Origin of the sequence: uncultured Roseibium sp., assembly GCF_947494555.1 — a bacterium.
Classification (GTDB): Bacteria; Pseudomonadota; Alphaproteobacteria; order Rhizobiales; family Stappiaceae; genus Roseibium.
Genome location: NZ_CANLVF010000007.1, coordinates 298,060 through 320,675, shown reverse-complemented (window position 1 = coordinate 320,675; position 22,616 = coordinate 298,060). Strand labels below are relative to the sequence as shown.

General features: G+C 56.5%; 22 protein-coding genes. 13 read left to right on the top strand and 9 right to left on the bottom strand.

The window, feature by feature from the left end; genetic code table 11:
- Positions 1–150: 150 nt before the first annotated feature.
- Positions 151–384: a hypothetical protein gene (locus Q0915_RS28800; RefSeq protein WP_299482543.1), complete on the top strand. Its 234-nt coding sequence runs from the start codon at positions 151–153 to the stop codon at positions 382–384.
- 38 nt (positions 385–422) lie between these two features.
- Here Q0915_RS28800 and Q0915_RS28795 read toward each other — a convergent pair whose 3' ends face one another.
- Positions 423–1,286 carry a LysR family transcriptional regulator gene (locus Q0915_RS28795; RefSeq protein ID WP_299483415.1) on the bottom strand — a complete coding sequence of 288 codons (864 nt, stop codon included), beginning with the start codon at positions 1,284–1,286 and terminating at the stop codon, positions 423–425.
- 77 nt (positions 1,287–1,363) lie between these two features.
- Here Q0915_RS28795 and Q0915_RS28790 point away from each other — a divergent pair, with 77 nt between their 5' ends.
- Positions 1,364–2,134, top strand: a complete 771-nt coding sequence (locus Q0915_RS28790) for a sulfite exporter TauE/SafE family protein (RefSeq protein WP_299482546.1) — start codon at positions 1,364–1,366, stop codon at positions 2,132–2,134.
- A 56-nt stretch (positions 2,135–2,190) separates the two neighbouring features.
- Positions 2,191–2,835, top strand: a complete 645-nt coding sequence (gene tmpT / locus Q0915_RS28785) for a thiopurine S-methyltransferase (RefSeq protein WP_299482549.1) — start codon at positions 2,191–2,193, stop codon at positions 2,833–2,835.
- A gap of 76 nt (positions 2,836–2,911) precedes the next feature.
- On the opposite strand, the gene Q0915_RS28780 is transcribed toward tmpT, so the two are convergent.
- Both Q0915_RS28780 and Q0915_RS28775 read right to left on the bottom strand, forming a co-directional pair.
- Positions 2,912–3,892, bottom strand: a complete 981-nt coding sequence (locus tag Q0915_RS28780; protein ID WP_299482552.1) for a DUF808 domain-containing protein — start codon at positions 3,890–3,892, stop codon at positions 2,912–2,914.
- Positions 3,893–4,118: 226 nt separating this feature from the next.
- Entirely contained in the window at positions 4,119–4,574 is a 456-nt protein-coding gene (locus tag Q0915_RS28775; protein ID WP_299482555.1) for a methylated-DNA--[protein]-cysteine S-methyltransferase, read from the bottom strand.
- A 131-nt stretch (positions 4,575–4,705) separates the two neighbouring features.
- On the opposite strand from Q0915_RS28775, the gene Q0915_RS28770 reads away from it, so the two are divergent.
- The 4 genes from Q0915_RS28770 (at position 4,706) to Q0915_RS28755 (ending at position 8,165) form a co-directional block, all read left to right on the top strand.
- Positions 4,706–5,611, top strand: a complete 906-nt coding sequence (locus Q0915_RS28770; protein WP_299482558.1) for a DMT family transporter — start codon at positions 4,706–4,708, stop codon at positions 5,609–5,611.
- Positions 5,612–5,773: 162 nt separating this feature from the next.
- Positions 5,774–6,418 (top strand): L,D-transpeptidase, encoded by a 645-nt coding sequence (locus Q0915_RS28765; RefSeq protein ID WP_299482561.1) that lies wholly within the window; start codon positions 5,774–5,776, stop codon positions 6,416–6,418.
- Between the two features lie 43 nt (positions 6,419–6,461).
- Positions 6,462–6,995 carry an OmpA family protein gene (locus Q0915_RS28760; RefSeq protein ID WP_299482563.1) on the top strand — a complete coding sequence of 178 codons (534 nt, stop codon included), beginning with the start codon at positions 6,462–6,464 and terminating at the stop codon, positions 6,993–6,995.
- 78 nt (positions 6,996–7,073) lie between these two features.
- Positions 7,074–8,165: a LacI family DNA-binding transcriptional regulator gene (locus tag Q0915_RS28755; RefSeq protein ID WP_299482566.1), complete on the top strand. Its 1,092-nt coding sequence runs from the start codon at positions 7,074–7,076 to the stop codon at positions 8,163–8,165.
- An 87-nt stretch (positions 8,166–8,252) separates the two neighbouring features.
- On the opposite strand, the gene Q0915_RS28750 is transcribed toward Q0915_RS28755, so the two are convergent.
- Positions 8,253–10,412: a diguanylate cyclase gene (locus Q0915_RS28750; RefSeq protein ID WP_299482569.1), complete on the bottom strand. Its 2,160-nt coding sequence runs from the start codon at positions 10,410–10,412 to the stop codon at positions 8,253–8,255.
- Positions 10,413–10,579: 167 nt separating this feature from the next.
- Positions 10,580–11,749 (bottom strand): pyridoxal phosphate-dependent aminotransferase, encoded by a 1,170-nt coding sequence (locus Q0915_RS28745; RefSeq protein ID WP_299482572.1) that lies wholly within the window; start codon positions 11,747–11,749, stop codon positions 10,580–10,582.
- Between the two features lie 234 nt (positions 11,750–11,983).
- On the opposite strand from Q0915_RS28745, the gene Q0915_RS28740 reads away from it, so the two are divergent.
- From Q0915_RS28740 to Q0915_RS28720, 5 genes are all read left to right on the top strand, one after another.
- Positions 11,984–13,042 carry a GTP-binding protein gene (locus Q0915_RS28740; protein ID WP_299482575.1) on the top strand — a complete coding sequence of 353 codons (1,059 nt, stop codon included), beginning with the start codon at positions 11,984–11,986 and terminating at the stop codon, positions 13,040–13,042.
- Between the two features lie 13 nt (positions 13,043–13,055).
- A complete protein-coding gene (locus Q0915_RS28735; RefSeq protein WP_299482578.1) occupies positions 13,056–14,033 on the top strand; it encodes a WD40 repeat domain-containing protein in 978 nt (325 codons plus the stop codon).
- 31 nt (positions 14,034–14,064) lie between these two features.
- On the top strand, positions 14,065–14,565 hold the full coding sequence (locus tag Q0915_RS28730) for a DUF2937 family protein (protein WP_299482581.1): 501 nt from the start codon (positions 14,065–14,067) through the stop codon (positions 14,563–14,565).
- Between the two features lie 99 nt (positions 14,566–14,664).
- On the top strand, positions 14,665–15,561 hold the full coding sequence (locus Q0915_RS28725; protein ID WP_299482584.1) for a LysR family transcriptional regulator: 897 nt from the start codon (positions 14,665–14,667) through the stop codon (positions 15,559–15,561).
- 150 nt (positions 15,562–15,711) lie between these two features.
- Positions 15,712–16,251, top strand: a complete 540-nt coding sequence (locus tag Q0915_RS28720) for a TetR/AcrR family transcriptional regulator (RefSeq protein WP_299482587.1) — start codon at positions 15,712–15,714, stop codon at positions 16,249–16,251.
- 73 nt (positions 16,252–16,324) lie between these two features.
- Here Q0915_RS28720 and Q0915_RS28715 read toward each other — a convergent pair whose 3' ends face one another.
- A complete protein-coding gene (locus tag Q0915_RS28715) occupies positions 16,325–17,401 on the bottom strand; it encodes a Glu/Leu/Phe/Val dehydrogenase dimerization domain-containing protein (protein WP_299482590.1) in 1,077 nt (358 codons plus the stop codon).
- Between the two features lie 251 nt (positions 17,402–17,652).
- Here Q0915_RS28715 and Q0915_RS28710 point away from each other — a divergent pair, with 251 nt between their 5' ends.
- On the top strand, positions 17,653–19,554 hold the full coding sequence (locus Q0915_RS28710) for a DUF1007 family protein (RefSeq protein WP_299482593.1): 1,902 nt from the start codon (positions 17,653–17,655) through the stop codon (positions 19,552–19,554).
- 94 nt (positions 19,555–19,648) lie between these two features.
- Here Q0915_RS28710 and Q0915_RS28705 read toward each other — a convergent pair whose 3' ends face one another.
- The 3 genes from Q0915_RS28705 to Q0915_RS28695 all read right to left on the bottom strand — a co-directional run bounded on the left by Q0915_RS28705 (position 19,649) and on the right by Q0915_RS28695 (position 22,512).
- A complete protein-coding gene (locus Q0915_RS28705; protein ID WP_299482595.1) occupies positions 19,649–20,407 on the bottom strand; it encodes a gamma-glutamyl-gamma-aminobutyrate hydrolase family protein in 759 nt (252 codons plus the stop codon).
- A 67-nt stretch (positions 20,408–20,474) separates the two neighbouring features.
- On the bottom strand, positions 20,475–21,143 hold the full coding sequence (locus Q0915_RS28700) for a response regulator transcription factor (RefSeq protein ID WP_299482598.1): 669 nt from the start codon (positions 21,141–21,143) through the stop codon (positions 20,475–20,477).
- A gap of 7 nt (positions 21,144–21,150) precedes the next feature.
- Positions 21,151–22,512: a cache domain-containing protein gene (locus tag Q0915_RS28695; protein ID WP_299482601.1), complete on the bottom strand. Its 1,362-nt coding sequence runs from the start codon at positions 22,510–22,512 to the stop codon at positions 21,151–21,153.
- Between the last annotated feature and the right edge of the window lie 104 nt (positions 22,513–22,616).

Here is a 22,616-nt window from a genome sequence, read left to right as displayed (position 1 = left end):
TATTTGCCAGTGATGCCGTTTCCTACGTGCTCTTTGTAACGGCTGCAAGACGAGGCCCGTGCACGGGAAGATTACAAATCGCTCATTTGTAATGGTCCGGAACGAAACCCACTTTTCTTTCCAGAAGAGGTAATCTGAATGGAGATCGGAATGACGACATCTTATCAGACAATCAATGAGGAGCGGGGTTCCCGCAAAGCAGCCGAATTGCGCAAACGGTTTCGGAACGCTTCCAGAACGTCAGGCGTTGTACCGGGGTTCGGAGCGGACAAGATTGATGCGCTGCGCAACGGTTTCGGGTCCCGCCGGGCCTATTTCAACGCCTTCCTGATCTGGGTCACAATGGCCGCGGTGATTGCGTTTTTCGGCCTTGTGCTTTTCTAAATCGAAAATCGTCTGGTTTGACAGAATGTTGTGCCGGCTTAATTGATCGCGAGGCCTTCTTTGAGTGCTTCGGCAATCGCGCCTGTAATGTCGGGTGCAGCTGTTTCAGAAACCAGAAGAGACTGCGCCATTGCCGGGAGATCGGGCAGGCGGCGTTGCGGCCCTGAAATGCGCATTCCTTCTTGAATCGCCCGTGCCGGCAATACCCCGATGGCCAGTCCGGACCTGATAGCGCAGCGGAGATTGGAGAAACTCTCGCTTCTGAATTTGATATTGAATGCACGCTGGTGTTTTGAAAGCAGGTTCAAAGGCAAGTTGCTCCACCAGCATCCGCGATCAAGAATTCCCAGCGGAACGGGTTCGTTTGCATCAGCTTCGAAGTCCTCGCTCTCTACCCAATGGTTCGGTTCTGTTTCGAGCACCTCCCCATGCTCGGCCATCTGTCCGGATACGACGGCAACATCAAGACGTCCTTCCCTGATCGCGGCGGCAAATCCCGCCGAGCAGCCCGATTTCACGTAAATGTCCAGGAGCGGATAGGTCTTGCCGAAATCGGTGAGCACACGCTCGAAAACCGTGTCGTCATAGTGGTCGGGTATGCCGACATGCACTTTCCCGCGAAGCGGTTTTTCGAAGAGTGTCTGCGCATGCAACAGGTCGCTCAGAATACCTTGTGCGACCGGAAGAAGCTTTTCGCCGTCCGGTGTCAGTTTCATTCCTTTCGCGTGCCGGTGAAAAAGCTTCGTATCCAAGCTGGTCTCAAGCTTTCGAAGCTGAACGCTTAAGGCGGATTGCGTACGACTTAGCCGTTCCGATGCAAGCGTCAGATGTCCTTGCTCGGCTATCACGACAAAAGCACGCAACAGGTCACTGTTCAGTGTAATTCGTTCGAATTTTTTCATGCTGATCATAAACACTATTCATTTTATAAATGATCATAGCCGTCCTAGCGTCCCGGTCAATCGTTGGAGGCTGGTGTATGACTTTCCCGGATGTGATCCTTCTTCTTTTTGTCGGACTGATCGGTGGTGTCTGGAATGCCATTGCCGGTGGTGCGACCCTGTTCACCTTTCCCGCATTGATGGCCGCCGGTTTGCCGCCTGTCGTTGCCAATGCCACCAATTTTCTCGGTCTGTTGCCGTCCAATGCCGCCGCCTTGGCGGCTTATCGGGATGAACTGCGCAAGGCGGGGCCGGATCTGGTCAAGCTGAGCCTGGTGTCAGGCGCAGGGGCGGCAGCCGGTTCACTGTTGCTGCTGATCTCGGACCCGAGGACATTCCTCGTACTGGTTCCGTTTCTGCTTGCCGCCGCGACTGCCCTGTTCGCATTCGGCGAGCGAATGCGCCGCGTTTTTGTACGCTTGAGCGGACCATCCACAACGTCTGCATCGGTCTACGCGATACTCTTTCTTGTTTCCATTTATGGAGGCTATTTCGGTGCCGGTCTCGGGATCATTCTGCTCGCGATCGCCCAGGTGATCGGGCATACGGATTTCCATGAGGCGAACAGCATCAAAAACCTTCTTGCCACCAATTTCACGATCATCAGCATCGCGATTTTTGGCGCTGGCGGGCTAATCGACTGGCCTGCCGCGCTTGTCATGATGGCGGGAAGCACAATTGGCGGGTTTCTGGGCGGGCGCTGGGCGAAAAAGGTCAATCAGAACCACTTGCGGGTTCTGGTTATTTCTTTTGGAGCGGTTCTGTCAGTGGTTTACTTCTGGCGGACGTTTGTTGGCGCTGATCTTTAGACAGAAATCAGGCGGTGCGCCTTGCAGCCGACTTTCACTACGGAGTTTTCAAAGTCATGGAAAAAGCGTTCTGGCAGCAGCGTTGGCAGGAAGGAAAGATCGGCTTTCATGAAGGCGCGCCCAACCGGCATCTCAGCGAACATTTCGACGCTTTGGGACAAATGCCGGGTGCACATGTATTTGTGCCGTTGTGCGGAAAGGCCGTTGACCTCGACTGGCTTCTCGCGAGGGGCTTGCGCGTTAGCGGCGCTGAGATCAATGTCGACGCAGTCGAAGCAGTCTTCGATCGTTTTGAGGTGACGCCGGACATAACGCAGTACAGCGCGCTTGTACGATATTCAAAAGGCAATCTCACACTCTGGGCAGGCGATCTGTTTGAGCTGACCGCAGATGATCTCGGGTCCGTCGATGCGGTTTACGATCGCGCGGCGCTGGTTGCGCTCCCGCCGCAAATGCGTACCGCCTATGTCACTCACCTGCGTAGGCTGTGTCCTCAAGTGCCGCGTCTGTTGGTGACCTACGACTACGACCAGTCGCAGATGGATGGGCCCCCCTTTTCAGTTCCGGAGAATGAAATTCGCAGTCTTTTTGAGGATGGATTTTCGATCGAACACCTCGCAAGCGTGCCGATTTCCGGACCACTCGCAGAGCGGTGCTCCGGCAAGGAGCACGCCTGGTTACTACAGCCTCCCGGCTCGTGACGTCGGACACAAGAGAGAGATTGCTACGCCAGCGCGAGCGCCTTTGCCGGGTCCCGACGGACCCGGCGGATCATGTTCAGTGCTCGCTGACCTTGTCTGAATCTTTTCGGAACGAATTCCAGATCGGCAGGATCACCTTGCTGACCACCGGTATCAGGATCAGCCCCAGGATCAGCCCGAAGACACCGTCTAGGGAGGCGGTCGTTGCCCAGGCTATGAAGCCTTCGATCTGGCCGACAGAGTGGGCAACGGCGTGGGCGATATCGTGGATCGTGCCGTAGAGCCACTTCACACCGAGTTCCTTGAGGCCGTGGATAACGATGGAACCTCCGACCCAGAGCATCGCCGCCGTACCGACGACCATCAGGAGTTTCAAGAAGCCCGGCATCGCTTTGACGATGCCGCGTCCAAGCGCACGGACAACCGACAGACGGCCCTTTGACGACATCATCAATCCGACATCGTCGGCCTTCACGATCAGGGCGACCGACCCGTAGACCATGACCGTGATGCCGATCGCGACCACAGCAAGTGTTGCTGCTTCCATCCAGATATTGCTTTCCGGGATTTCCGAGAGCGCAATCGTCATGATTTCGGCCGACAGGATGAAATCGGTCTTGATCGCGCCCGATACCTTCTGTTCTTCCAGATGGACGGCGTCGACCGCTTCTTCCAACGGCAGATCCGCGACATGGTTTTCCTTGTGCGCGAACAGGTGGTGCACCTTTTCGGCGCCTTCAAAACACAGATAAGCGCCGCCAAGCATCAGAAGCGGTGTGATTGTCCACGGCGCGAATTCGTTCAGGGCCAAGCCAACAGGTAACAGGAACAGCAATTTGTTCTTGAGCGAGCCCCGTGCGATGCGCCAGACGATCGGGAGTTCACGTGCAGGACTGAAGCCCGTGACATATTTTGGTGTCACGGCCGCATCGTCGATGACGGCTCCGGCTGCCTTGGATCCTGCCTTCGCAGCTTGACCCAGCACATCGTCAACGGATGCGGCAGCAACCTTTGCAATAGCTGCGATGTCATCGAGAAGGGCAAGTAATCCGCTCATGGCCGCTCCTTAGCAGGTGATAGATTGCCGGACGAAAACGTATGATGTGTTTGCGACAGGCCGACTGCACTTGCAAGTGTCTGCCCGTATTCGGATGAAAAAAGAGCTGACGGCAGCGCTTTCCCGAGACAAATCGCCGTCGAAACCAGTTGGCGAAGAGTGGCCACCAACCAATCAGTATCCAATAGCCGATACCGCTCGGGTGTCGATTCGGGACCCTCCTCGTTCAAACGAGAAACGGATATCCGCCTTCCAGTTTGAGCAATGCGATTTTTGTATCAAGACCGCCTGAGCCTGAATAGCCACCAAGTCCGTTGACTGACAGGATACGGTGGCAGGGAATGATGATGGGGATCGGATTGGCACCGCAGGCCTGACCGACAGGCTGACCGTAGGTATTCAGTTCTTTCGCGACGTCCCCGTAAGTGCGCGTGTTGCCATAGGGTATTTCAAGCATTGCCTTGAAGACCGCCTGGTGCAATTCCCCGCCCCTGGGTGCAAGCGGCAGATCGAATTCCTTGAGTTGTCCGTCAAGGTAGGCCGTAACCTGCGATGCTGCTTCCCGGAGCAAGGGGGTTTCTTCTTGGCGTTTTGCGCCGTCCCATTGTAATTGGGTGATTGCGCCTTCGGTTTCGTGAATGGAAAGGCGTCCCAGCCATGTTTCGATATCCGTGACAGGCATTCCGGCTCCCGCTTCGCTAGATAAATCTCTAGAGGGTTGCCGGTCCGATCTCAAGCGGACACTCTCATTTGCCGGTGTCCGGCCTTCCTCGTGTTTTCATCTGCGGATGATTTGGACAGGATCAACTGCTGATGAGGGACGAGTCCCGGGGCGTTCAGGAAAAGGTATCGGTGCCGCAGGTGGCGCCTCTGGCGGGGATTGGTCTGATCGTCCTTGCCTGTCTTTGCTTTTCGCTGCTGGACGCAACGGCAAAGTATCTTATCGAAACGGTTCCAACGCTGCAGATCGTCTGGCTGCGCTTTGTCAGTCATGTGCTCCTGTCGTTCGTTCTATTTCGCGTTTGGAGCAACACATCTCTTTTAAAAACCAGAAGACCGGTTCTGCAGATCGTCAGGTCTTTTTGTCTTCTGGGCATTACCATTTTCAATTTTCTCGCGGTCCGGCATCTGCAACTGGCTGAAACCACTGCAATCATGTTCGCAGCGCCGTTTGTCATCACAGCGCTTGCGGGACCTGTCCTGGGCGAATGGGCAGGGCCAAGGCGCTGGGCGGCGATTGCCGTCGGCTTTTTTGGTGTCCTCGTGGTGACGCAACCAGGATTGGGCGGCATGCACTGGGCTGCCATCTATTCTGTTGCCTCCATGGTCTTTTACGCGATTTACGCAATTCTTACGCGTCAGCTGACCGCGACCGACAGTTCCGCCGGGATGCTTATCCTCTCTGGTATCGTGGCGGCCGTTGCGATGACGCCGGCAGGGTTGTCCGTCTGGGTGACACCGCCGGATATCTGGAGCTGGGTTTTGTTGTTCGCGACTGGCGTCTTTGGCGGTGGGGGACATTTTCTCTTCATCATTGCCCACAGAATGGCGCCCGCGCCCGTGCTGGCTCCCTTTATCTACACACAGATCGTTTGGATGGTGGGCCTTGGATATCTGGTATTCGGCGATGTGCCTGGGGCGCTTACGCTGATCGGTGCCTCTATCGTTGTCGGGTCGGGTCTCTACATTCTCTACCGGGAACGTATTCGCGGGATCTGAAGGATTGCATCCGTAATTTTGACGATAATCGTTCTTTCTCCGGGTTGAAGTTCAACACATTCTCAGCTTGGCGGTTGACGGCTCGCGAGAGTTTCCCTCTTAATGACGGCTGGCGTGGACCCTAGGTGAATTTCGCTCACCAACCTGTCTAGGAGGAATGGGATGGCAATTGATCGCCGAACTTTTTTAGGAGGAGCCGCAGCAGTTGCGGGGACCTTTGCGTTGCCGCAACTGGCGCAGGCCAATGCAGCCGCAAACGCGTATTTCAACGGCTATCAGCAGGACAATGGACATCAATACCGTCGGACAAATCTGAAGCGTATTGACCCTGTCTGGCGTCGCCAGATGGTCAAATATTTCAGCCCGGAACCTCCCGGGACTGTGGTCGTGGATACCAAGAATCACTTTCTCTATTGGATCTGGGAAAACAACACCGCGTTGAGGTACGGCGTCGGCGTTGGCCGCGAGGGTTTCAAGTGGTATGGCCGTGCCCGGATTGACCGAAAAGCGCTCTGGCCGCGCTGGGTTCCGCCGCCTGAAATGCTGAAGCGTCAGCCGGAACTGCCGCGCCGGGTCGAAGGCGGTGCGGCAAACAACCCCTTGGGTCCGCGGGCACTCTACCTTTACAACAACGGTGGTGATACGGGCTATCGCCTGCATGGAACGCTCGAGCCCTGGAGTATTGGACACGATGTGTCCAGCGGATGCATCCGCATGCTGCCGGAAGACATCATCGATCTTTATCAGCGTTGTCCAAAGGGAACCGCGGTTCTTGTTCTTGAACATTTGGGTGCAAATGCCGGCTGATGCCGGCACGTGTGTGGAATAAGGGAAATTCTGGGGGGCATTCTTGGGAAATTGGATTGGCCTATGGGGCCGGAGTGCGTTGATCGCCGCTTTCTGCGTGTTGGGGCTGGCTGCCTGTAACACGGCGGGAAGCCTGTCATCGCCGGATGTCACAAATGCACCGGCCGCGGGTTTTGGCGAGATTTCTACAGGCTCTGAGGAAGAGTTCATCATCAATGTCGGTCGGCGTGTTTATTTCGACCGCGGATCGGCGGTGGTCACTGAAGAAGCCAAGATGACAATCAAGAACCAGGCAGACTGGCTCAAGCGGAACCGTAAGTGGCTGGTGAAGGTACAGGGTCATTCGGACGATCCGGGCAGCGAAGCCGCTCAGAAAACACTTTCTGCGCAAAGGGCCGACGCGGTCATGGCCGAGTTGGTCTCGCTGGGTGTCAGTCCGAAACGCCTGTGGTCGAAGGGCTACGGTGTTGAGCGTCCGGTAACCGATTGTGCGTCCATCGAGTGCCAGTCTCAGAACCGCCGGGTGGTTGTCAATTTGCGGGAAGAATTCGACGAATCGGCGCCCCAGGCGCGATAGCCGACAAATTGTCTGTTTACCGCAGCGGCTGGGGGATATATCGGTCCACCCAACCGCCGCGGAAATAGAGACTGTTGAATGTCAGAAGACAAAGACTCCACGACATCGCAATCGGACTTGCCACCGAAGCCCGGAAAAAGGCTGACGCTTGGCCATATTGCCGATCAGCTCGGAATATCGACGGCGACGGTCTCGCTTGCGTTGCGTGACAGCCCGCTTGTGGCCGAAGAAACCCGGGAAAAAGTAAAGCAGACTGCCGAAGAGATCGGTTACATCTATAACCGGTCGGCGGCTTCGCTGCGCACGTCACGCAGCCAGATTGTCGGCGTTGCGGTCCACGACATTCTCAATCCGTATTTTGCAGAAGTCTTTTCGGCGCTGGAAGATGTGCTCGAGGAGCAGGGACAGATGATCTTCATCTGCAACCACCGGGATGACGTGAAGCGTCAGCGGGGTTTTGTGAACACGTTGCTCCAGCACAGGGCGGACGGTTTGATTCTGTGTCCGTCGGTCGGTACAACGGCTGAAGAAATCAATCGGCTCGTTGACCAGGGGATACCGGTGACGCTGGTCGCGCGTGAGGTCCCGGGTGTCTGGGCACCTTGTGTGCGTGGCGATGATCTTGCCGGAACCTATCAGATCACCAAGCACCTGCTCGCACAGGGACACACCAAAATCGGCATGGTAGGCGGGCGCCGGGACAGCTCGACAGGCCGCCACCGGAATGAAGGATGGCGCAAGGCCCTGAAAGACGCCGGTATCGATCCGGACATGCAGGTGGATCTGCCGGAACTCATGACTCAGGCCGACGGGCGCGCGGCTGTTCCTGCCATCATGAACGCCGACGAGCGGCCGACCGCGATTGTCGGCTTCAACGATCTGGTCGCTTTCGGCATGATGACAACGTTTCGGCGCGCCGGTATCGAACCGGGACCGGACATGGCGATTACAGGTTACGACGACATCGATGGCGCGGACGCGAGAACGCCCGCCCTGACGACAGTGGCCAATCAGCCGGACAAGATCGGGCGCCTCGCGGCGCTGACCCTTCTAAGGCAGGTTGCCGGCGACCGTGTTCCGAATAAACCGATCGTCATTGAACCTGAACTGCGGATCAGAGAGAGCTCGCCGCCGCCAGGTGTTCGTCTTGCGCAAAGGCTGGCGGACTGATCGCTGTCCGTGCGTTTAAGCGTTGGCGCTCCGTTTGTTGCCAAAAAGCATGCCGCCGCCGCGCCGGACAATAATCTCGCATGAAATTTATGCGGAAACAGCGTCAGGGGCCGACGCATAGACCACGCATTTGTTGCGCCCTGTCGTCTTCGCTTCGTACAGCGCCGTGTCGGCTTTTTGCATGAGCGATGAAAAAGCAACGTCTTCACGGGTCGAAAGCGCCAGCCCCATGCTGCAGGTCACGGTCTGCTTGACCTGTAGCTGGCAACCATGGACAATCCGCTTCCGGAGCCGCTCACAAACGTGCAGCCCATCCTGGAGGTTCGTGTCGCTCAGGATCAGGCAAAACTCTTCACCGCCGACACGGCCGAAGATGTCAACGGAGCGGAGTTCGTTGGCGATGGTGCGTGCAAACAGTTTCAGGACTTCATCGCCGGCGGCATGGCCATGCAGATCGTTGATGCCCTTGAACCTGTCGATATCCATCATGACGGCGACAAACGGTGTCTTCGATCGGCGGAAGCGCTGGATTTCCCTCTCGGCATATTCCAGAAAGGCCCGCCGGTTAAAGATCTGGGTCAGATCATCAATACTTGCGATGCGCTCCATTCGGATTTTGGCATCCATAAGCGCCTGGTGATCTCGCTGGCGCGCAATTTCGTGGCCGATCCAATCGGCAAACTGGCGAATGATCTGTATGTCGGCCGTTGTAAAAGGGCGTTTGCGGATCTCATGGGCCGTAAAATTGATTGTTCCGTGGACGATCCCGTCCACCAATAGCGGGGCACCGATATAGGTCTCGACACCGAAGAGTTCATAGCACGGATGACCGGCGAATTCGGACTCGGCCGCATGAGCCGTTGCAATCGGTTCATCTGCCTTGAGTGTCAGCGTGCAATAGGTGTCCTTGAGTTCGAACGATTTCCCGGGAGCGATGGTGTTACCGGGACTTTGCGCGTGCGTTATCGTGTAGTTCTCGCCGATCACCCGGCTGATGATCCCGAAGGGAAGCTCAAAATGCTCGCAGCCGAGGCGCAAGATCTCTGCGATCTTGTCTTCATGGCCGAGTTCCCTGGTGGACGTGATCGCATAAAGCTCGGCGAGCGTCCGCTCGGTTTTCTTGCGATTTGTAATGTCTGAGATGAGGACAACAAGGCCATCGACTTTGCCTTCATCATTGAAACGCGGGTTGCAATCCATCTGGCACTCACGAAAAACACCGTCCGGAAAGTGAAGGCCGATTTCCTCCGACGCTTTATGCCCGCTGATCGCCTGCTTGAAGAGAGAACTGATGGCATCGCGTTCTTTCCACGGCAGCCGTTCTCTCAGACGCGTACCCAGGAGGTCTTCTGACGTTCCGTGGAACCACTCGCACCCGGTCTTGTTGAGGAACAGGCATTTGCCCTCAAGGTCGACCTCGCCGACACATGCAGACATGCTGTCCGCCATGAGATGAAGGTTCTGATAGGCCTTTTCGGCAAGCGCCTTGGCCTCTTTCAATTCCGTGATATCGGCGCGAATGCCAACGATTCCGCCGGTGCTCGTGCGTGTTTCGGAGATTCTCAGCCAGCGGCCGTTGTCCAGTTGCTGTTCCAGCACGCGACCGTCCGCAGCCTGGTGCTGTTCCAGCCGTTTGGCAAGCCAGACCTCTTTATCCAGTGTGCCGGTGTCGTACTGATCGTTGCTCAGGCCGTAGCGCAAGATGTCTTCAAACCGGTTGCCGGGAAACATGGCCGGTGCAGACGATTCATAGATTTCACGGTAAGTGTCATTGCAAAGAATCAGCCTGTCTTCACTGTCGTAAATCGCGAATCCTTCGAGAATGGCATCCAGCGCGTCCTCGAACGTCACGACAATGTCACTCAACTGGGCTTCGAGTTTGTTCCGGTCGCTGACATCATGTGCCAGAAACAGGAGACCGCACATCTGCCGGGATCCGTCGAACAACGGTGCGCTGACGACCTCAAGCTGTTTGCGGGTGCCGTCACCCAAAACAGCTTCAATAGGATAGAGTTTGCGATGACGCTGGTCTTCCGGACGATGATAGAGATCGGCCATCCCATCAAATTGAGCCGGGTCGGCAAAAAAACGCCTTGTTGTCTTGCCGATCAGATCGTCCTGTCCGACCCGCAAAAGCCGTTCAATCGCCTTGTTGGCAAAAACAATCGTTCTTTCGGGATTTGTGACAAGAACCGCTTCGTTCAAGTCCCCGAAAGACTGCTCCAGATCGAGCGTGATCGACTCCACCAATTTCCTCCCGTCATTGCATCAACGGTTTTCGCTCGAGTGCAAATGAAAACAAGAAATGTTTAAAAAACAGATACGTAAGGTAAGCTTATGATCGTCAAAGAGATTTTCATAAGCTCATCTCAGCGCTGCTGACCAGGCTGGATCAGTAACTTAAAAAATACGGCTCACTGTTCGAGGAATTTTTCTATGCGGGCAAGTGCGATCTTGATGTTTTCTGTGGAGTTCGCATAAGAAAGGCGTATGTATCCTTCACCTAGTATTCCGAAGTCTGGCCCACCAATGGTTGCAACGCCTGCCTCCTCCAGCAAGGCCGACGCGAGTTTTTTGGCTTTCCACCCCGTGCCGGCGATGTTCGGGAAGGCGTAGAACGCCCCCAGTGGTGTCCTGCAGGAGACGCCGGGCAGCCTGTTTAGTCCCTCGACGATCACTTTCCGCCTGCCGTCGAACTCCGCCACCATGTCGCGAACTGCGTCCTGCGGTCCGGTCAGCGCTGCAAGGCCCGCAAATTGCGCCGGCGCGTTAACGCATGACCAGGCATTGACCGCGAGCTTGCGCGCCTTGTCGGCAAGAGCATCCGGCCAAAGGGAGAAGCCCATACGCCAACCGGTCATTGCGTAGGTCTTGGACCAACCGTCCAGAAGGATAAGCCTGTCCCGGATCGAGTCGTATTTCAGGAGCGAAACATGCTCCATGCCGTCATAGGTCATCTGTGAATAGATCTCGTCGGATAGGACAGCGACGTGCGGATGACCTTCCAATCCCTTGACGAGCGCCTCGATTTCAGAACCCGGCGTGACGCCGCCTGTCGGGTTCGCGGGAGAATTGAGGATCAGCAATCGTGTTTTCTCGTTCAGCAACGAAAGGGTTTCCTCGGCCGAAAAGGCGAAGTCGTTTTCCTCCCGGATTGGAACAGGCACGGGCCTGGCGCCGGTAAATTCGATCATCGATCGGTAGATGGGAAATCCAGGGTCCGGATAGAGGATTTCGGTACCGGGTTCGCCGAACATCAAGATGGCCATGAACATGGTCACCTTGCCACCCGGAACGATCAGGACATTGCCAGGATCTGTTTCAACACCATGCCGTTTCGCCAAATCGGCGGCGACCGCTTCTCTGAGCGGAGCAATTCCGGTCGCCGGTGTGTAACCGTGATGACCGTCGCGAAGTGCCTTGATCGCGGCTTCGACAATATGGTCGGGCGTACGGAAATCCGGCTGACCAATACCGAGGTTGATGATGTCACGCCCCTGACCTGCAAGTTCGGTGGCTCGGGCGAGAACGGCGAAGGCATTTTCCTCGCCGATGCGGTCGAACCCGCTGATCGTTTTCAACATCGGTTGCTCTCTTTCTTTTGTCGGCAAATTTGCGACACGTTACCGTGCGAGTGCGCGGCCTGAAAAGACCGGATAGCATTGAAGCAGTTCTCAGTTGTCCTGATTGAATTTGGGCCGTCACAGGAAAATTTCCCGTCTCTCTCCCAAACCGCCGGGTTTGTGATTATATACGCGGCAACACAGCCTGCCCTCACGCAGGTGATCGACACATCAACAAAGCCAGGAAGTTGCGCAATGTCTGCGACCCAGGACGCCCAGGCACAGATTCCGGTCACGGTCCTGACCGGATATCTCGGTGCCGGCAAAACCACTCTGCTGAACCGTATCCTCACGGAAAACCATGGACAGCGGTACGCCGTCATCGTCAACGAATTCGGCGAGGTGGGTATCGACAACGATCTCCTCGTTGAATCGGACGAAGAAATCTTTGAAATGAACAACGGTTGCATCTGCTGCACCGTGCGCGGCGACCTGATCCGAACCGTCCAGAACCTGATGAAACGCAGGGGAGCCTTCGACGCCATTGTCGTGGAAACGACCGGCGTTGCCGATCCAGCACCCGTGGCACAGACTTTTTTCATGGATGACGATGTCAGAGCGGCCGCGCGCCTTGATGCGGTGGTTGCCGTGGTTGACGCGCGCCATGTCCTGCAGCGTCTGGAAGACACCGAAGAAGCGGAGGATCAGGTTGCTTTTGCCGACGTTATCCTGATCAACAAGACCGATCTCGTGACACCAGATGAACTGGCAGGCGTAGAAACGCGCATCAGGTCGATCAACCCCTACGCGGTCATGCATCGGAGCGAACGTTGCGGGGTGGAGATCGCCAAGGTCCTGGATCGGGGCGCATTCGATCTGGACCGTATTCTTTCGCTCGACCCGCACTTTCTGGAACATGGCCACCATGAACATGAATGCGGACCGGACTGCGATCACGACGAGCACGGCCATCACCATGATCATCATCATCATGATCACCATCACCACGATGACGCTCCACACTCGGTAAAAAGCATTTCGTTGACTGCCGGCGACCTGAACCCGGACATGTTCTTCAAATGGATCAATCAGGTCACGCAGGTACAGGGGCCCAATATTCTGCGATTGAAGGGCATTCTGGCATTCAAGGACGATCCCCAGCGCTATGTGATCCAGGGTGTTCACATGATCGTTGAAGGCGACCATCAGCGCGACTGGAAAGGCGACGAACCCCGCGAGAGCCGGCTTGTGTTCATCGGGCGGGACCTTAACTGGGACGTTCTGAAACAGAGTTTCCAGGCCTGCGCCGCCTAACAAGGACGACACAGTGCCAACAATAGCTAACGTGGATGTAAAAGGATTTGTCGTCCGCGCAGGTTTCTTGAAAAGCTGCGCCTATTTCGCGACAGGTGAAGGAGACATCACGCTTTCCGACCAGGGCATACAGGTGCTTCGGCCGCATAAGGACGGCCTCCTGGCGGCCGAACCGATGAATGAGGGCGCCGGTCTGATTACATCGGGCGACGATGGTTGCATTTACCGATGTTCTGCCGACGGGTCTTTCGAGTTGGTCGCCGAGCGCCCTCGCAAGTGGATCGACCTGATTGCAGCCGGACCCTCAGGAGCGGTTGCCTTTGCGAGCGGCCGCACGGCGTGGGTTCATCTGGGTGATAGGCGCACAAAGGAATTTCAGCACGAACGCGCAGTAGGTGGCCTGGCCTTTGCGCCAAAGGGGCTTCGCCTCGCCGTATCCCGCTACAACGGAGCCACATTGTGGTGGCCTGGAACAGATGGCGCTCCATCTGAATTGAGCTGGGCCGGTGCACATCTTGGCGTCAGTTTTTCACCAGACGGCAAATATCTTGTTACAGCGATGCAGGAAAATGCTCTTCATGGCTGGCGGCTTTCCGACAGCCAGGACATGCGCATGAGCGGCTATCCGGCGAAAGTGAAATCACTCAGTTGGTCCGCCAAGGGACGCTATCTTGCAACATCGGGTGCGAACGCTGCCATTCTCTGGCCGTATTATGGCAAGACCGGTCCGATGGGTCAGACGCCGCTTCAGCTTGGAGGTCGCCCCGATATTCTCGTCACAAGCGTTGCCTGTCATCCGAAGGAGGACGTGGCTGCAGTGGGATATCAGGATGGGTCGATCGTGATGTGCCGCTTCGAAGACAAAGCCGAAGTCCCGCTCCGCCGTCCGGGGAAAGGGCCTGTTTCTTCGCTGGACTGGGACAGTGACGGCATGCGCCTGGCCTTCGGGTCGGAAGCGGGAGAAGCAGGGATCGTCAGCCTGCAGGAATGACGGCTGAACACGCCGTGGCCGGGAGATATTCATGGTTCGGATCTTGATGTTCATAGTCATGCTGACGAGCGGTACGGCCACGTCGCAGCTTCCGGAATTCTCGCAGCAATATCGTCAGCGCATGGGCGGGGCGATCGATGCGCTTGAGGAAATTCTCGCCGACTTCCGACGGGATGCCGCGGCCTATGGCATGTCTGTCACGGAGGCGATTGCCCGCCAGAAAGCGTCGGACGACCCCTTCATCCAAGCGCGTGGCGACAGCATGGCTGTTGCCGATACGCGCCTTGGACGTTTGAAACAGCAGCAGGAAGAGCTTGAGACGGCGGGTCCGCTGGAACGTCTGTTTGTGTTCGCGCACGGATTCGACCGGCAACTGGCTCAGGCCACCGCCGAAGATTACGAGCCGGCCATTCCGGTCACCATCGCGGGCCTTGCCAGTGCAGGGGCCGGTGCCCTGGCCGGGCTCATTCTTTTCAGCGGGTTGCTTGGATTCCTGCGTCTTTTCTTGCGGCCTTTGCGTGCGAAGACCTAGTGCGGTGCGGCGGTGTTTGCATTCCGCCGTCTTCTTTGACCGCCTCACATCAAATCATGTAATCAGGTTGAATGATGTGCAAAGCGGAAAGGGAGCCGGATGGACGCAATCACGCGCATGCGCTGTTTTATTCAAGTGGTCGATTCCAACGGATTTTCTGCTGCTGCGCGGGAAATGGGCCGGTCCAAGGCTCTGGTTTCAAAATATGTCGGTGAACTGGAAGACGAACTTGGCGTGCGTCTGCTCAACCGCACCACACGCCAGGTCTCCCTGACGGAGGTTGGCGAGGCATATTACAAGGAGGCTGCCGAAATCCTGCAGCGGATCGATGATCTTCAGGCGTCGGTCCAGTCATCCCACCAGGAAGTGCGCGGCCGTTTGCGTGTCTCCGCGCCGCGGTCGATGGGAGACGACATGCTGAACAAGGCGATGATGCATTTCCTGACGCGATATCCCGATATCAATCTGGATTTGCGCCTGGAAGATCGTTTCGTTGATCTTGTCGAGGAAGGATTCGACCTTGCGGTCCGGGTAACGCAGCTGGAAGATTCCAGTCTGATCGCGCGCAAGATCGCGCCGTTTCGCACCATTGTGTGCGCAACATCCGAAGTCATCGAGCGCCATGGTGCGCCGAATGTGCCGGCGGATCTTTCAACGCGGCCCTGCATTATCGATACAAATTATCGTTTCAAGCAGAATTGGGCGTTTCAATCCGAAGGTGAGCGGCTTTCGGTGGCGGTCAAAGGACCTCTCGAGGTCAACAGCGCTGCGGCCGCGCGCGAAGCAGCTCTGGCACATCTGGGCTTCTTGCGAACACCGCTTTTTTTCGTTGCCGACGACGTAAAGACCGGCGCTCTGGTGCCTCTTTTGGAGACATTCGAGGAGCCGATGCGCGGTATTTACGCGGTTTATCCGCACCGGCGTCACCTGAGTGCAAAGGTTCGCGCGCTTGTGGATTTTCTTGTTGAATGGACAGCCAAGAACCCGGCCAACTAGCAATTCGGACGTTACGCGTCAGGGGTGATTGAGCTTTAAGAGGCTTCTGTCTTTCATTGCGTTCACCAATGCTTATATTTTCCGCAGATGCCGGAAGATGGCACTGATATTTTTGTTGCAAATTTAATGTATACATACCAGTGTGAAGCGATGAATGACGCACAGAAACAAATAGCCGCCGGCCTGGAGCAGGTGTTCTGGAGCCGAGGATTTGCAGAGCCGAGTGTCCCGGAACTGCGTGCCGGCGTCGGCGTCAGCATGCGCACGCTCTACCGCCATTTCCCTTCACGTGAGGCGATGATCCTCGGTGCATTGGAATACAGGCATCAAAGGTATCTGAAATATGTGCGCGAAGGCGTTACGGAACCGGGTTTGGCCGCGGCGGAGCAGCTCTTCGATAAGCTCGGCGGCTGGATGAGAGTGACGCAGGGCAAAGAGTGTTTCTTCCGCCAGGCCCTTGCTGCAAACCCGGACAGCACCGAGATCAAAGCGACGGTGAACCGGCACAAGGGTGAGCTTCTGGAGTTTTTCGGCGTCTTGAGCGGACAGGAACAATTCGCTTCAACGCTCTATCTGCTTCATGAAGGTGTTACCGCCTGCTACGCCGAAATGGACGAGACGGCAGTCGACGATGCCAAGAAGCAGGTGCGGTTGATGTTCAAGGCGGCGAGCGAAAGCCGTTATTCCTGAAATCCCGATCTATCCAAAGCTTAAGACGGCAACGCTGATTTGAAGCGTTGCCGCTCTTGAATATCGCGGTCGTTCAGTTGGTTTGGCCCGATTTTGCCAGGCGTTCTTCGGCGATTTTGTCGGCAATTGCCTCCGGGGTTGTTCCTTCCCTGGAAGCCCTTTCAAAGATAAGCGTCAGCGTTTCGCCGATTGCCAGCGTCTTTTCCCGGACACGGGTATCGCTGCCACCCGGTTGCGCCAAAGCGATGGAGATCACGCCACCGGCATTGATCGCGTAATCGGGTGCGTAGAGAATTCCACGCCGCTTGAGGGCCGTGCCGTCTGCCGGTGTCTGAAGCTGATTGTTTGCGGCGCCGGCAACGACACGAGCCTGGATCTGGGGGATCGTGCGCGCGTTCAGTCCGGCCCCGAGTGCGCAGGGGACGAAAATGTCAGCGGCTGCAAGATGCGCTTCAGAGGCATCGACTGCAGTCGCGCCGAACTCATCGAGAGCGCGAACGACCGCCGGACTGTGTATGTCGGAAACAATGAGCTGCGCCCCGGCCTCGTGCAACTGCCGGGCAACATCAAAACCCACATGACCCAGACCTTGTACGGACACGGTTTTGCCTTCAAGGTCGCTCGTGCCGAAGACATGATGCGCCGAGGCCTTGATGCCTTCGAAAACACCAAGAGCGGTATAGGGTGACGGATCTCCAAGCCCGGTGGAGCTTGTTCCGCGCACATGATCCGTGTGCCGGGCGACCGCCTCCATGTCGTCCGGTGATACACCCACATCCTCTGCCGTAATATAGGTGCCCGAAAGTCTCTCGACGTGACGGCCGAACGCTTCCATCATCTCGGCGGACTTGTCCTTGCGCGGGCATGCCATTATGACCGCCTTGCCGCCGCCAAGATCGAGACCCGCCAAAGCGTTTTTGTAGGTCATTCCCCTGGAGAGGCGTAAGGCATCTGTCAGCGCATCCGCCGGATTTTCGTAGGGCCAGACACGGCAGCCGCCAAGTGCCGGCCCCAGAGTGGTGTCGTGAACGGCAATGATGGCATTCAATCCACTTTCTTTGTCTTTGGCGAAAACGACATTCTCATGTTCGCCCATCTCCGGGTGGTCGAAAACGGCACTGTGGTGAACAGATGTGTGCAAGGCATTCATGGTTGGCTCTGTCAGGTTATTGTCAGTACAAATAATTTAGTTTCTTTTTGAAGAATTTAGTCTCTTTTTTCCCGCTTGATGAAGCTAAGTGAGAACAGACATTCCTGTTTCTTGAAAAAAACGTCAAAAATGTCCCCCGGGCATTTTGCGGCGCAAGATGATGTTCAGCCATGATGCTGCCGTCTTCTCTGGTCACAGAGGCCATTGAATGTCATTTAACCTTGGAACAGCCCTAGAAGCAGGTGATTCCGTTGCGTTGTTTTTCCTCCTTTCTGCCGGAGGCCGCATGTTCGATCCTAACGCGCGTGACAGCTGCGCTGATCCTGCTTGTCATGATGATCGCCGGTGCGCTGGCGCATCCGCATGTGTTCGTGGAGGCGAGATCGAAGCTGATTTTTGACGATCAGGGACAGGCTGTTGCCGTGAAGCATGTCTTCCGCTTCGATGACGCGTTCACGGCGTTTGCGATCCAGGGTTTCGACACAAACCAGGACGGTATTTATTCAAGGGAGGAGCTCGCGGAGCTTGCGAAGGTCAATGTGGAGAGCATGGCCGATTTCGGCTATTTCACCTTTGGCGACAATTCGCGTGTCGAACTCGACTTCACGACACCGACCGAATTCTGGCTGGAAGTGACCAATGTCCCGGTAGAGGACTACTGGGTCATGAAGCCGGAGGATTTTCAGGCCATTGAGGAAGACATCAAGCTGAATGGCGGGGCGATGCTTGAAGATGTCGACCTGCTGGAGTTGCATTTTGTGCTACCGCTGAAGGACAGCACCGATGCCAGTGCGCCGATCACGCTCGATATCTACGATCCGACCTACTATGTCGATTTCAGGTTCGGCCGGGAAGACGATGCAGTCGGGACCGTCAATGCACCGGGGGCATGCCAGGTCACGCGCAAGGAACCGCCGCCTCTGGACGCGGCAACCGCTTATGCGCTTGCGCAGATCGGTCCCGATCAGCGCGATTTGCCTCCGGAGCTGCAGTCTGCCGCTGCGACCCAGGTCAACCAGATGATCATCAATTGCGCGAGCGCGGACAGTTCCCTTGCTGTTCCCGCAGTCGAACTGTCCAGCGACCAGGGGGGATCCGGCGGGAGCCCGGTCGAGACGGCGAACGCGGCGGATTTGCCGGGCGATGCGGCCCAAGGTGCGAACGAGCGTGCGCAGGAAGTCGCCGCGTCGACGCAAGTTGCCGTTATCGAAGCGCCTGCGACTTCAACGGTCCAGGCCGGAATTCTGGATCAGTTTTTCGGCACGATCGCGGTGAAGCAGAAGGAATTTTACCAGAAGCTCGTCGCCAGCCTTCGTGCGTTCCGAAGCAATCCAAATGCAGGCTGGCTTCTGATCGGATTGTCCTTCGCCTATGGCGTGTTTCACGCCGCCGGGCCGGGCCATGGAAAGGCGATCATCACGTCTTACGTCGTTGCCAATGATGAAACACTGAAGAAGGGCATCTTGCTGTCGTTCGCTTCGGCTTTTGCGCAAGCCCTGACCGCCATCGTTCTGGTTGGAGGGCTTGCTGTGGTCTTCAACCTGACCAGCATCGCAATTCAGGATACCGCCCGCTGGTTTGAGGTCGGGTCCTATGTGTTGATTACCGGCCTCGGTGGTTGGCTGCTTTGGCAAAAAGCGGCGCGGCCGCTTGTTGTAAGCATCGCGAGTCGACTGGCGGGCGATCGTCTCGCATTAGCGGGAGCAGACGCGCATAGTCATCATCACCACGATCATCATCACGATCATCACCACCATATTGGACCGGACGGCATCTGTACGTCTTGCGGGCACGCGCATGCACCAACCCCTGACATGGTCCAGGGGAAAATCACCATGGCGCGCGCAGCATCGATCATTTTTGCGGTTGGCCTGCGCCCATGCACCGGTGCGCTGGTGGTGTTGGTCTTTGCTTTGTCACAGGGGATGATTGCGGCCGGGATCGCTTCCACACTGGCCATGGCGGTTGGCACCGGCATCACTGTTTCCGTTCTTGCCGGACTTGCAGTGGGCGCAAAGGACCTTGCCGTGAGGTTGTTTGGCGAAGGCAGCCCCATGTCCATGCGCATTCACCGGTCTATCGAAATCATCGGTGCGACGATCGTGTTCCTGCTCGGAGTGACCTTGCTGATCGCCACACTCGGTTGGGGTTAGCACTGCGATTGCCCGGTGGTCCCTGGCATGCTCAGGGCTCGGCCGATTGTCATGGTGATACGCCGACTGAAGGCCAGGGCAGCTGAAATTTCATCTAATGACCGAGTCGTTTTTCCCTGTAGGCGCGTACAGCGTCGCCAAATGCGCTGAACAGCTTCTGTGACGGACCATCCGTCGAGACCCAGTATTCGGGATGCCATTGCGTTGCGAGAACATAGCCGCGGCTGTCCTTGACGGACATGGCCTCGATCGTTCCGTCCTCTGCGTTGGCTTCCATCACAAGCCCCGCGCCCAGGTCACCGACCGCCTGACGGTGCAGTGAATTGACTTCAAAAGGTTCGGAGCCAAGCACCTTTTCCAGGCAACTGCCATCTGCAACCTCAACAGGATGTGCGATTTGAAACCGCTCGTCCTGATGCTCAGAGACCGGCGCCCTGTGATCCTTGCGTCCGCTGATCGTCTGGATTTCGGTTAGCAGCGTGCCGCCAAGCGCAACGTTCAGTTCCTGCATACCCCGGCAGATTGCAAAAACGGGAATGCCGCGTTCAATGGCGCGCTTAAGCAGTGGCAAAGTCGTTGCGTCGCGATCCGGATCGTAAGGTCCGTTTTCTTCCGTCGGCTCCTGGCCGTAAATTGCGGGATTGACGTTGGACCGTGAGCCCGTCGCCAGGACGCCGTCGACCTGATCGAGCGCCGCATCGATGTCCAGCTCTGCGCCAAGAGAGGGCAGGATCAACGGTATTGAATCGGATCCCTGCAAGACAGCATGAAGATAGGTTGAATTCACGGCGTGCCAGTTGAACCCGTCAATGGGTTTTACGTCAGCGGTAACCAGGACAAGCGGTTTCGTCATTTCGGTCCTTAATGCGAAGCGAAGAGATGGCAGAGACGGTACATGTGAATGTGTAATGGATAGCGGACTAGTCGAGCAATCCCAGTTCCTGCGCGACCTTGTAGAGTTGAGCGGCGTTTTTGCTGCCGACCTTTTCTCTCAGATTTAGGCGATGCGATTCGACCGTGCGGACACTGATCCCGAGAGCCTTGGCAACTTCCTTGTTCGGCTGGCCCTTCGCAATCTCGCGCAGTACCTGGCGTTCGCGTTCCGTCAGGCCGTAGGGATCCTCAACCGGAGCGGAAGCGCTTGCGCCAACGAGCGTCGGTCCGATTGCGGAGGAAAAGAAATACCCCCCCGAGGCCACGCTTGAAATCGCGTTGATCATTTCCTGGGCCGAGATGTCTTTCAAAATGTATCCTCTGGCACCGGCCTGCACCACACCGCGCACATATTCCGGGTTGTCATAGACCGACAGGATCAGAACGGCGACACCGGGCTGTGTCTTGCGAATCTCCATTGCCGCTTCCAGTCCGTTCATGACCGGCATGGACACATCCATCAAGAGCACGTCCGGGTTCAGGTTCCGGGTCATCAGGACCGCTTCACGGCCGTTGGTCGCTTCGCCAACGACTTCCAGATCCGGCACCTTTTGTAGACGCGCCCTGATGCCGTCGCGCACCAGTTCATGGTCGTCGGCGAGCAGGACCCTGATAGGTCGTTCAGTTGGTGCGGACGGCGGTGCGTTTTGGGTCATCTCGGAGTTACGCTGCTTGTGCGGCCGCGTTGTCGAGCGGCATCTGGACTTTGATCCTAGTACCTCCCGAGGACCGCCGGCTCAAAATCAATTTGCCGCCATATGTCTCAATTCTCTCACGCATGTTTCTGAAGCCGAGTCCTCCCGTTTTGGGCAGCGGTCGCGGTAGGCCGATGCCATTGTCTTCCACACAAAGCGTCAGGCTTTGCGCTCCGACTTTCAGGTCTATGTTGACCTTGTTGGCCTGTGAGTGCCGCGCGACATTTGTCATGCACTCCTGAACGACGCGATAAAGCGCCGTTTTGGCGCCGTCGGACAGGCGGCTGTGACACTGCTCGGCGTCTACGCTGACCTTGATGCCGGATTGATTCTGGATTTCCTTGCCGAGACTTCCAAGAGCGGCTGCCAGCCCCATGTCGTCCAGGACGCTCGGTCTGAGGTCCCGCGAAATGCGTCTCACTTCGGCGATCGTTCCATCGAGGGTCGTCAGGCATTTGGCGGCCTGCATCTGCAGGTCCGGCTCGCGCGTGGCTTCGCTGTGGATCATCTCGACCCCGTATCGGACGGAAACCAGCAGCTGCGAAATACTGTCGTGAAGTTCGGTTGAGACCCGTTTTCGTTCCTGTTCCTGAACCTGAAAGATCCGGTTTGTCAGTTCCTTGAGCTTGCTGTCGGCAAACCGTTGCTCGGAAAATCGGACCCCGGCTATCAGACTTCCCGCGATCACGATCCCTGCAAGCGTGATCAGGAAAGTGACCAGAAGAGTCTGGCGAATGCTGGTCGCAAAGTCGGCCCGAATTGCGATAACTTCTCTTGAGATATCGTCCGTATACAGACCGGTGCCGAGCATCCACCCCCACTTTTCCAGATGGATGGCGTAGCCAATCTTTCCGGCAACATATCCGACCGATGGTTTATGCCAGACATAACGATGGAAGCCACCCCCGGATTTGGCTGCGGCTATCAGGTTCTGAATGACGTAATTTCCATTGTCATCCTTCAGCTCCCACCAGTTTCCCCCTACGAGATGCGGTAACTTGGGATGCACAACGTTGGTGCCATCCATAGTGTAGACAAAGAAGTAGCCGTCGTAGTCAAAGGTCAGGTTGTTCAGTATTTCCTTGACTTCTTCCTGCGCTGCCTGGCGTCCGCCGGGTTCTTCCTCGTAGATTTGTTCAATCGAGGTGAGCGCCAGACTGATGTAGTTCTGAATTTCCTGCCGTTTTGACGAAAGGATGCGCTCTTCAACTGAGCGCGTTTCTGCCTCAATGAGTTTACGCGACTGGAAATATGTTACTCCGCCGATCAGGAAGGAGACGGCAATCAAAGGCAAGATCGTGATGAGTAACAATTTTGTCTTAAAGGTCACACGGATTGCCCTCTTATTGCGCATTTGGTTGGTTCACAGGCACTCAATTGCGCAAAATTCAGTAGTATTACCGAGAGAGTGCGCAAAATCACGAATAGCATATC

Bases quoted from the DNA above. Each gene is read 5' to 3' on its own strand.
- Q0915_RS28800 (WP_299482543.1), top strand. From the start codon at position 151: ATGACGACATCTTATCAGACAATCAATGAGGAGCGGGGTTCCCGCAAA.
- Q0915_RS28795 (WP_299483415.1), bottom strand. From the start codon at position 1,286: ATGAAAAAATTCGAACGAATTACACTGAACAGTGACCTGTTGCGTGCT.
- Q0915_RS28790 (WP_299482546.1), top strand. From the start codon at position 1,364: ATGACTTTCCCGGATGTGATCCTTCTTCTTTTTGTCGGACTGATCGGT.
- tmpT (WP_299482549.1), top strand. From the start codon at position 2,191: ATGGAAAAAGCGTTCTGGCAGCAGCGTTGGCAGGAAGGAAAGATCGGC.
- Q0915_RS28780 (WP_299482552.1), bottom strand. From the start codon at position 3,892: ATGAGCGGATTACTTGCCCTTCTCGATGACATCGCAGCTATTGCAAAG.
- Q0915_RS28775 (WP_299482555.1), bottom strand. From the start codon at position 4,574: ATGCCTGTCACGGATATCGAAACATGGCTGGGACGCCTTTCCATTCAC.
- Q0915_RS28770 (WP_299482558.1), top strand. From the start codon at position 4,706: ATGAGGGACGAGTCCCGGGGCGTTCAGGAAAAGGTATCGGTGCCGCAG.
- Q0915_RS28765 (WP_299482561.1), top strand. From the start codon at position 5,774: ATGGCAATTGATCGCCGAACTTTTTTAGGAGGAGCCGCAGCAGTTGCG.
- Q0915_RS28755 (WP_299482566.1), top strand. From the start codon at position 7,074: ATGTCAGAAGACAAAGACTCCACGACATCGCAATCGGACTTGCCACCG.
- Q0915_RS28745 (WP_299482572.1), bottom strand. From the start codon at position 11,749: ATGTTGAAAACGATCAGCGGGTTCGACCGCATCGGCGAGGAAAATGCC.
- Q0915_RS28740 (WP_299482575.1), top strand. From the start codon at position 11,984: ATGTCTGCGACCCAGGACGCCCAGGCACAGATTCCGGTCACGGTCCTG.
- Q0915_RS28730 (WP_299482581.1), top strand. From the start codon at position 14,065: ATGGTTCGGATCTTGATGTTCATAGTCATGCTGACGAGCGGTACGGCC.
- Q0915_RS28725 (WP_299482584.1), top strand. From the start codon at position 14,665: ATGGACGCAATCACGCGCATGCGCTGTTTTATTCAAGTGGTCGATTCC.
- Q0915_RS28720 (WP_299482587.1), top strand. From the start codon at position 15,712: ATGAATGACGCACAGAAACAAATAGCCGCCGGCCTGGAGCAGGTGTTC.
- Q0915_RS28715 (WP_299482590.1), bottom strand. From the start codon at position 17,401: ATGAATGCCTTGCACACATCTGTTCACCACAGTGCCGTTTTCGACCAC.
- Q0915_RS28705 (WP_299482595.1), bottom strand. From the start codon at position 20,407: ATGACGAAACCGCTTGTCCTGGTTACCGCTGACGTAAAACCCATTGAC.
- Q0915_RS28700 (WP_299482598.1), bottom strand. From the start codon at position 21,143: ATGACCCAAAACGCACCGCCGTCCGCACCAACTGAACGACCTATCAGG.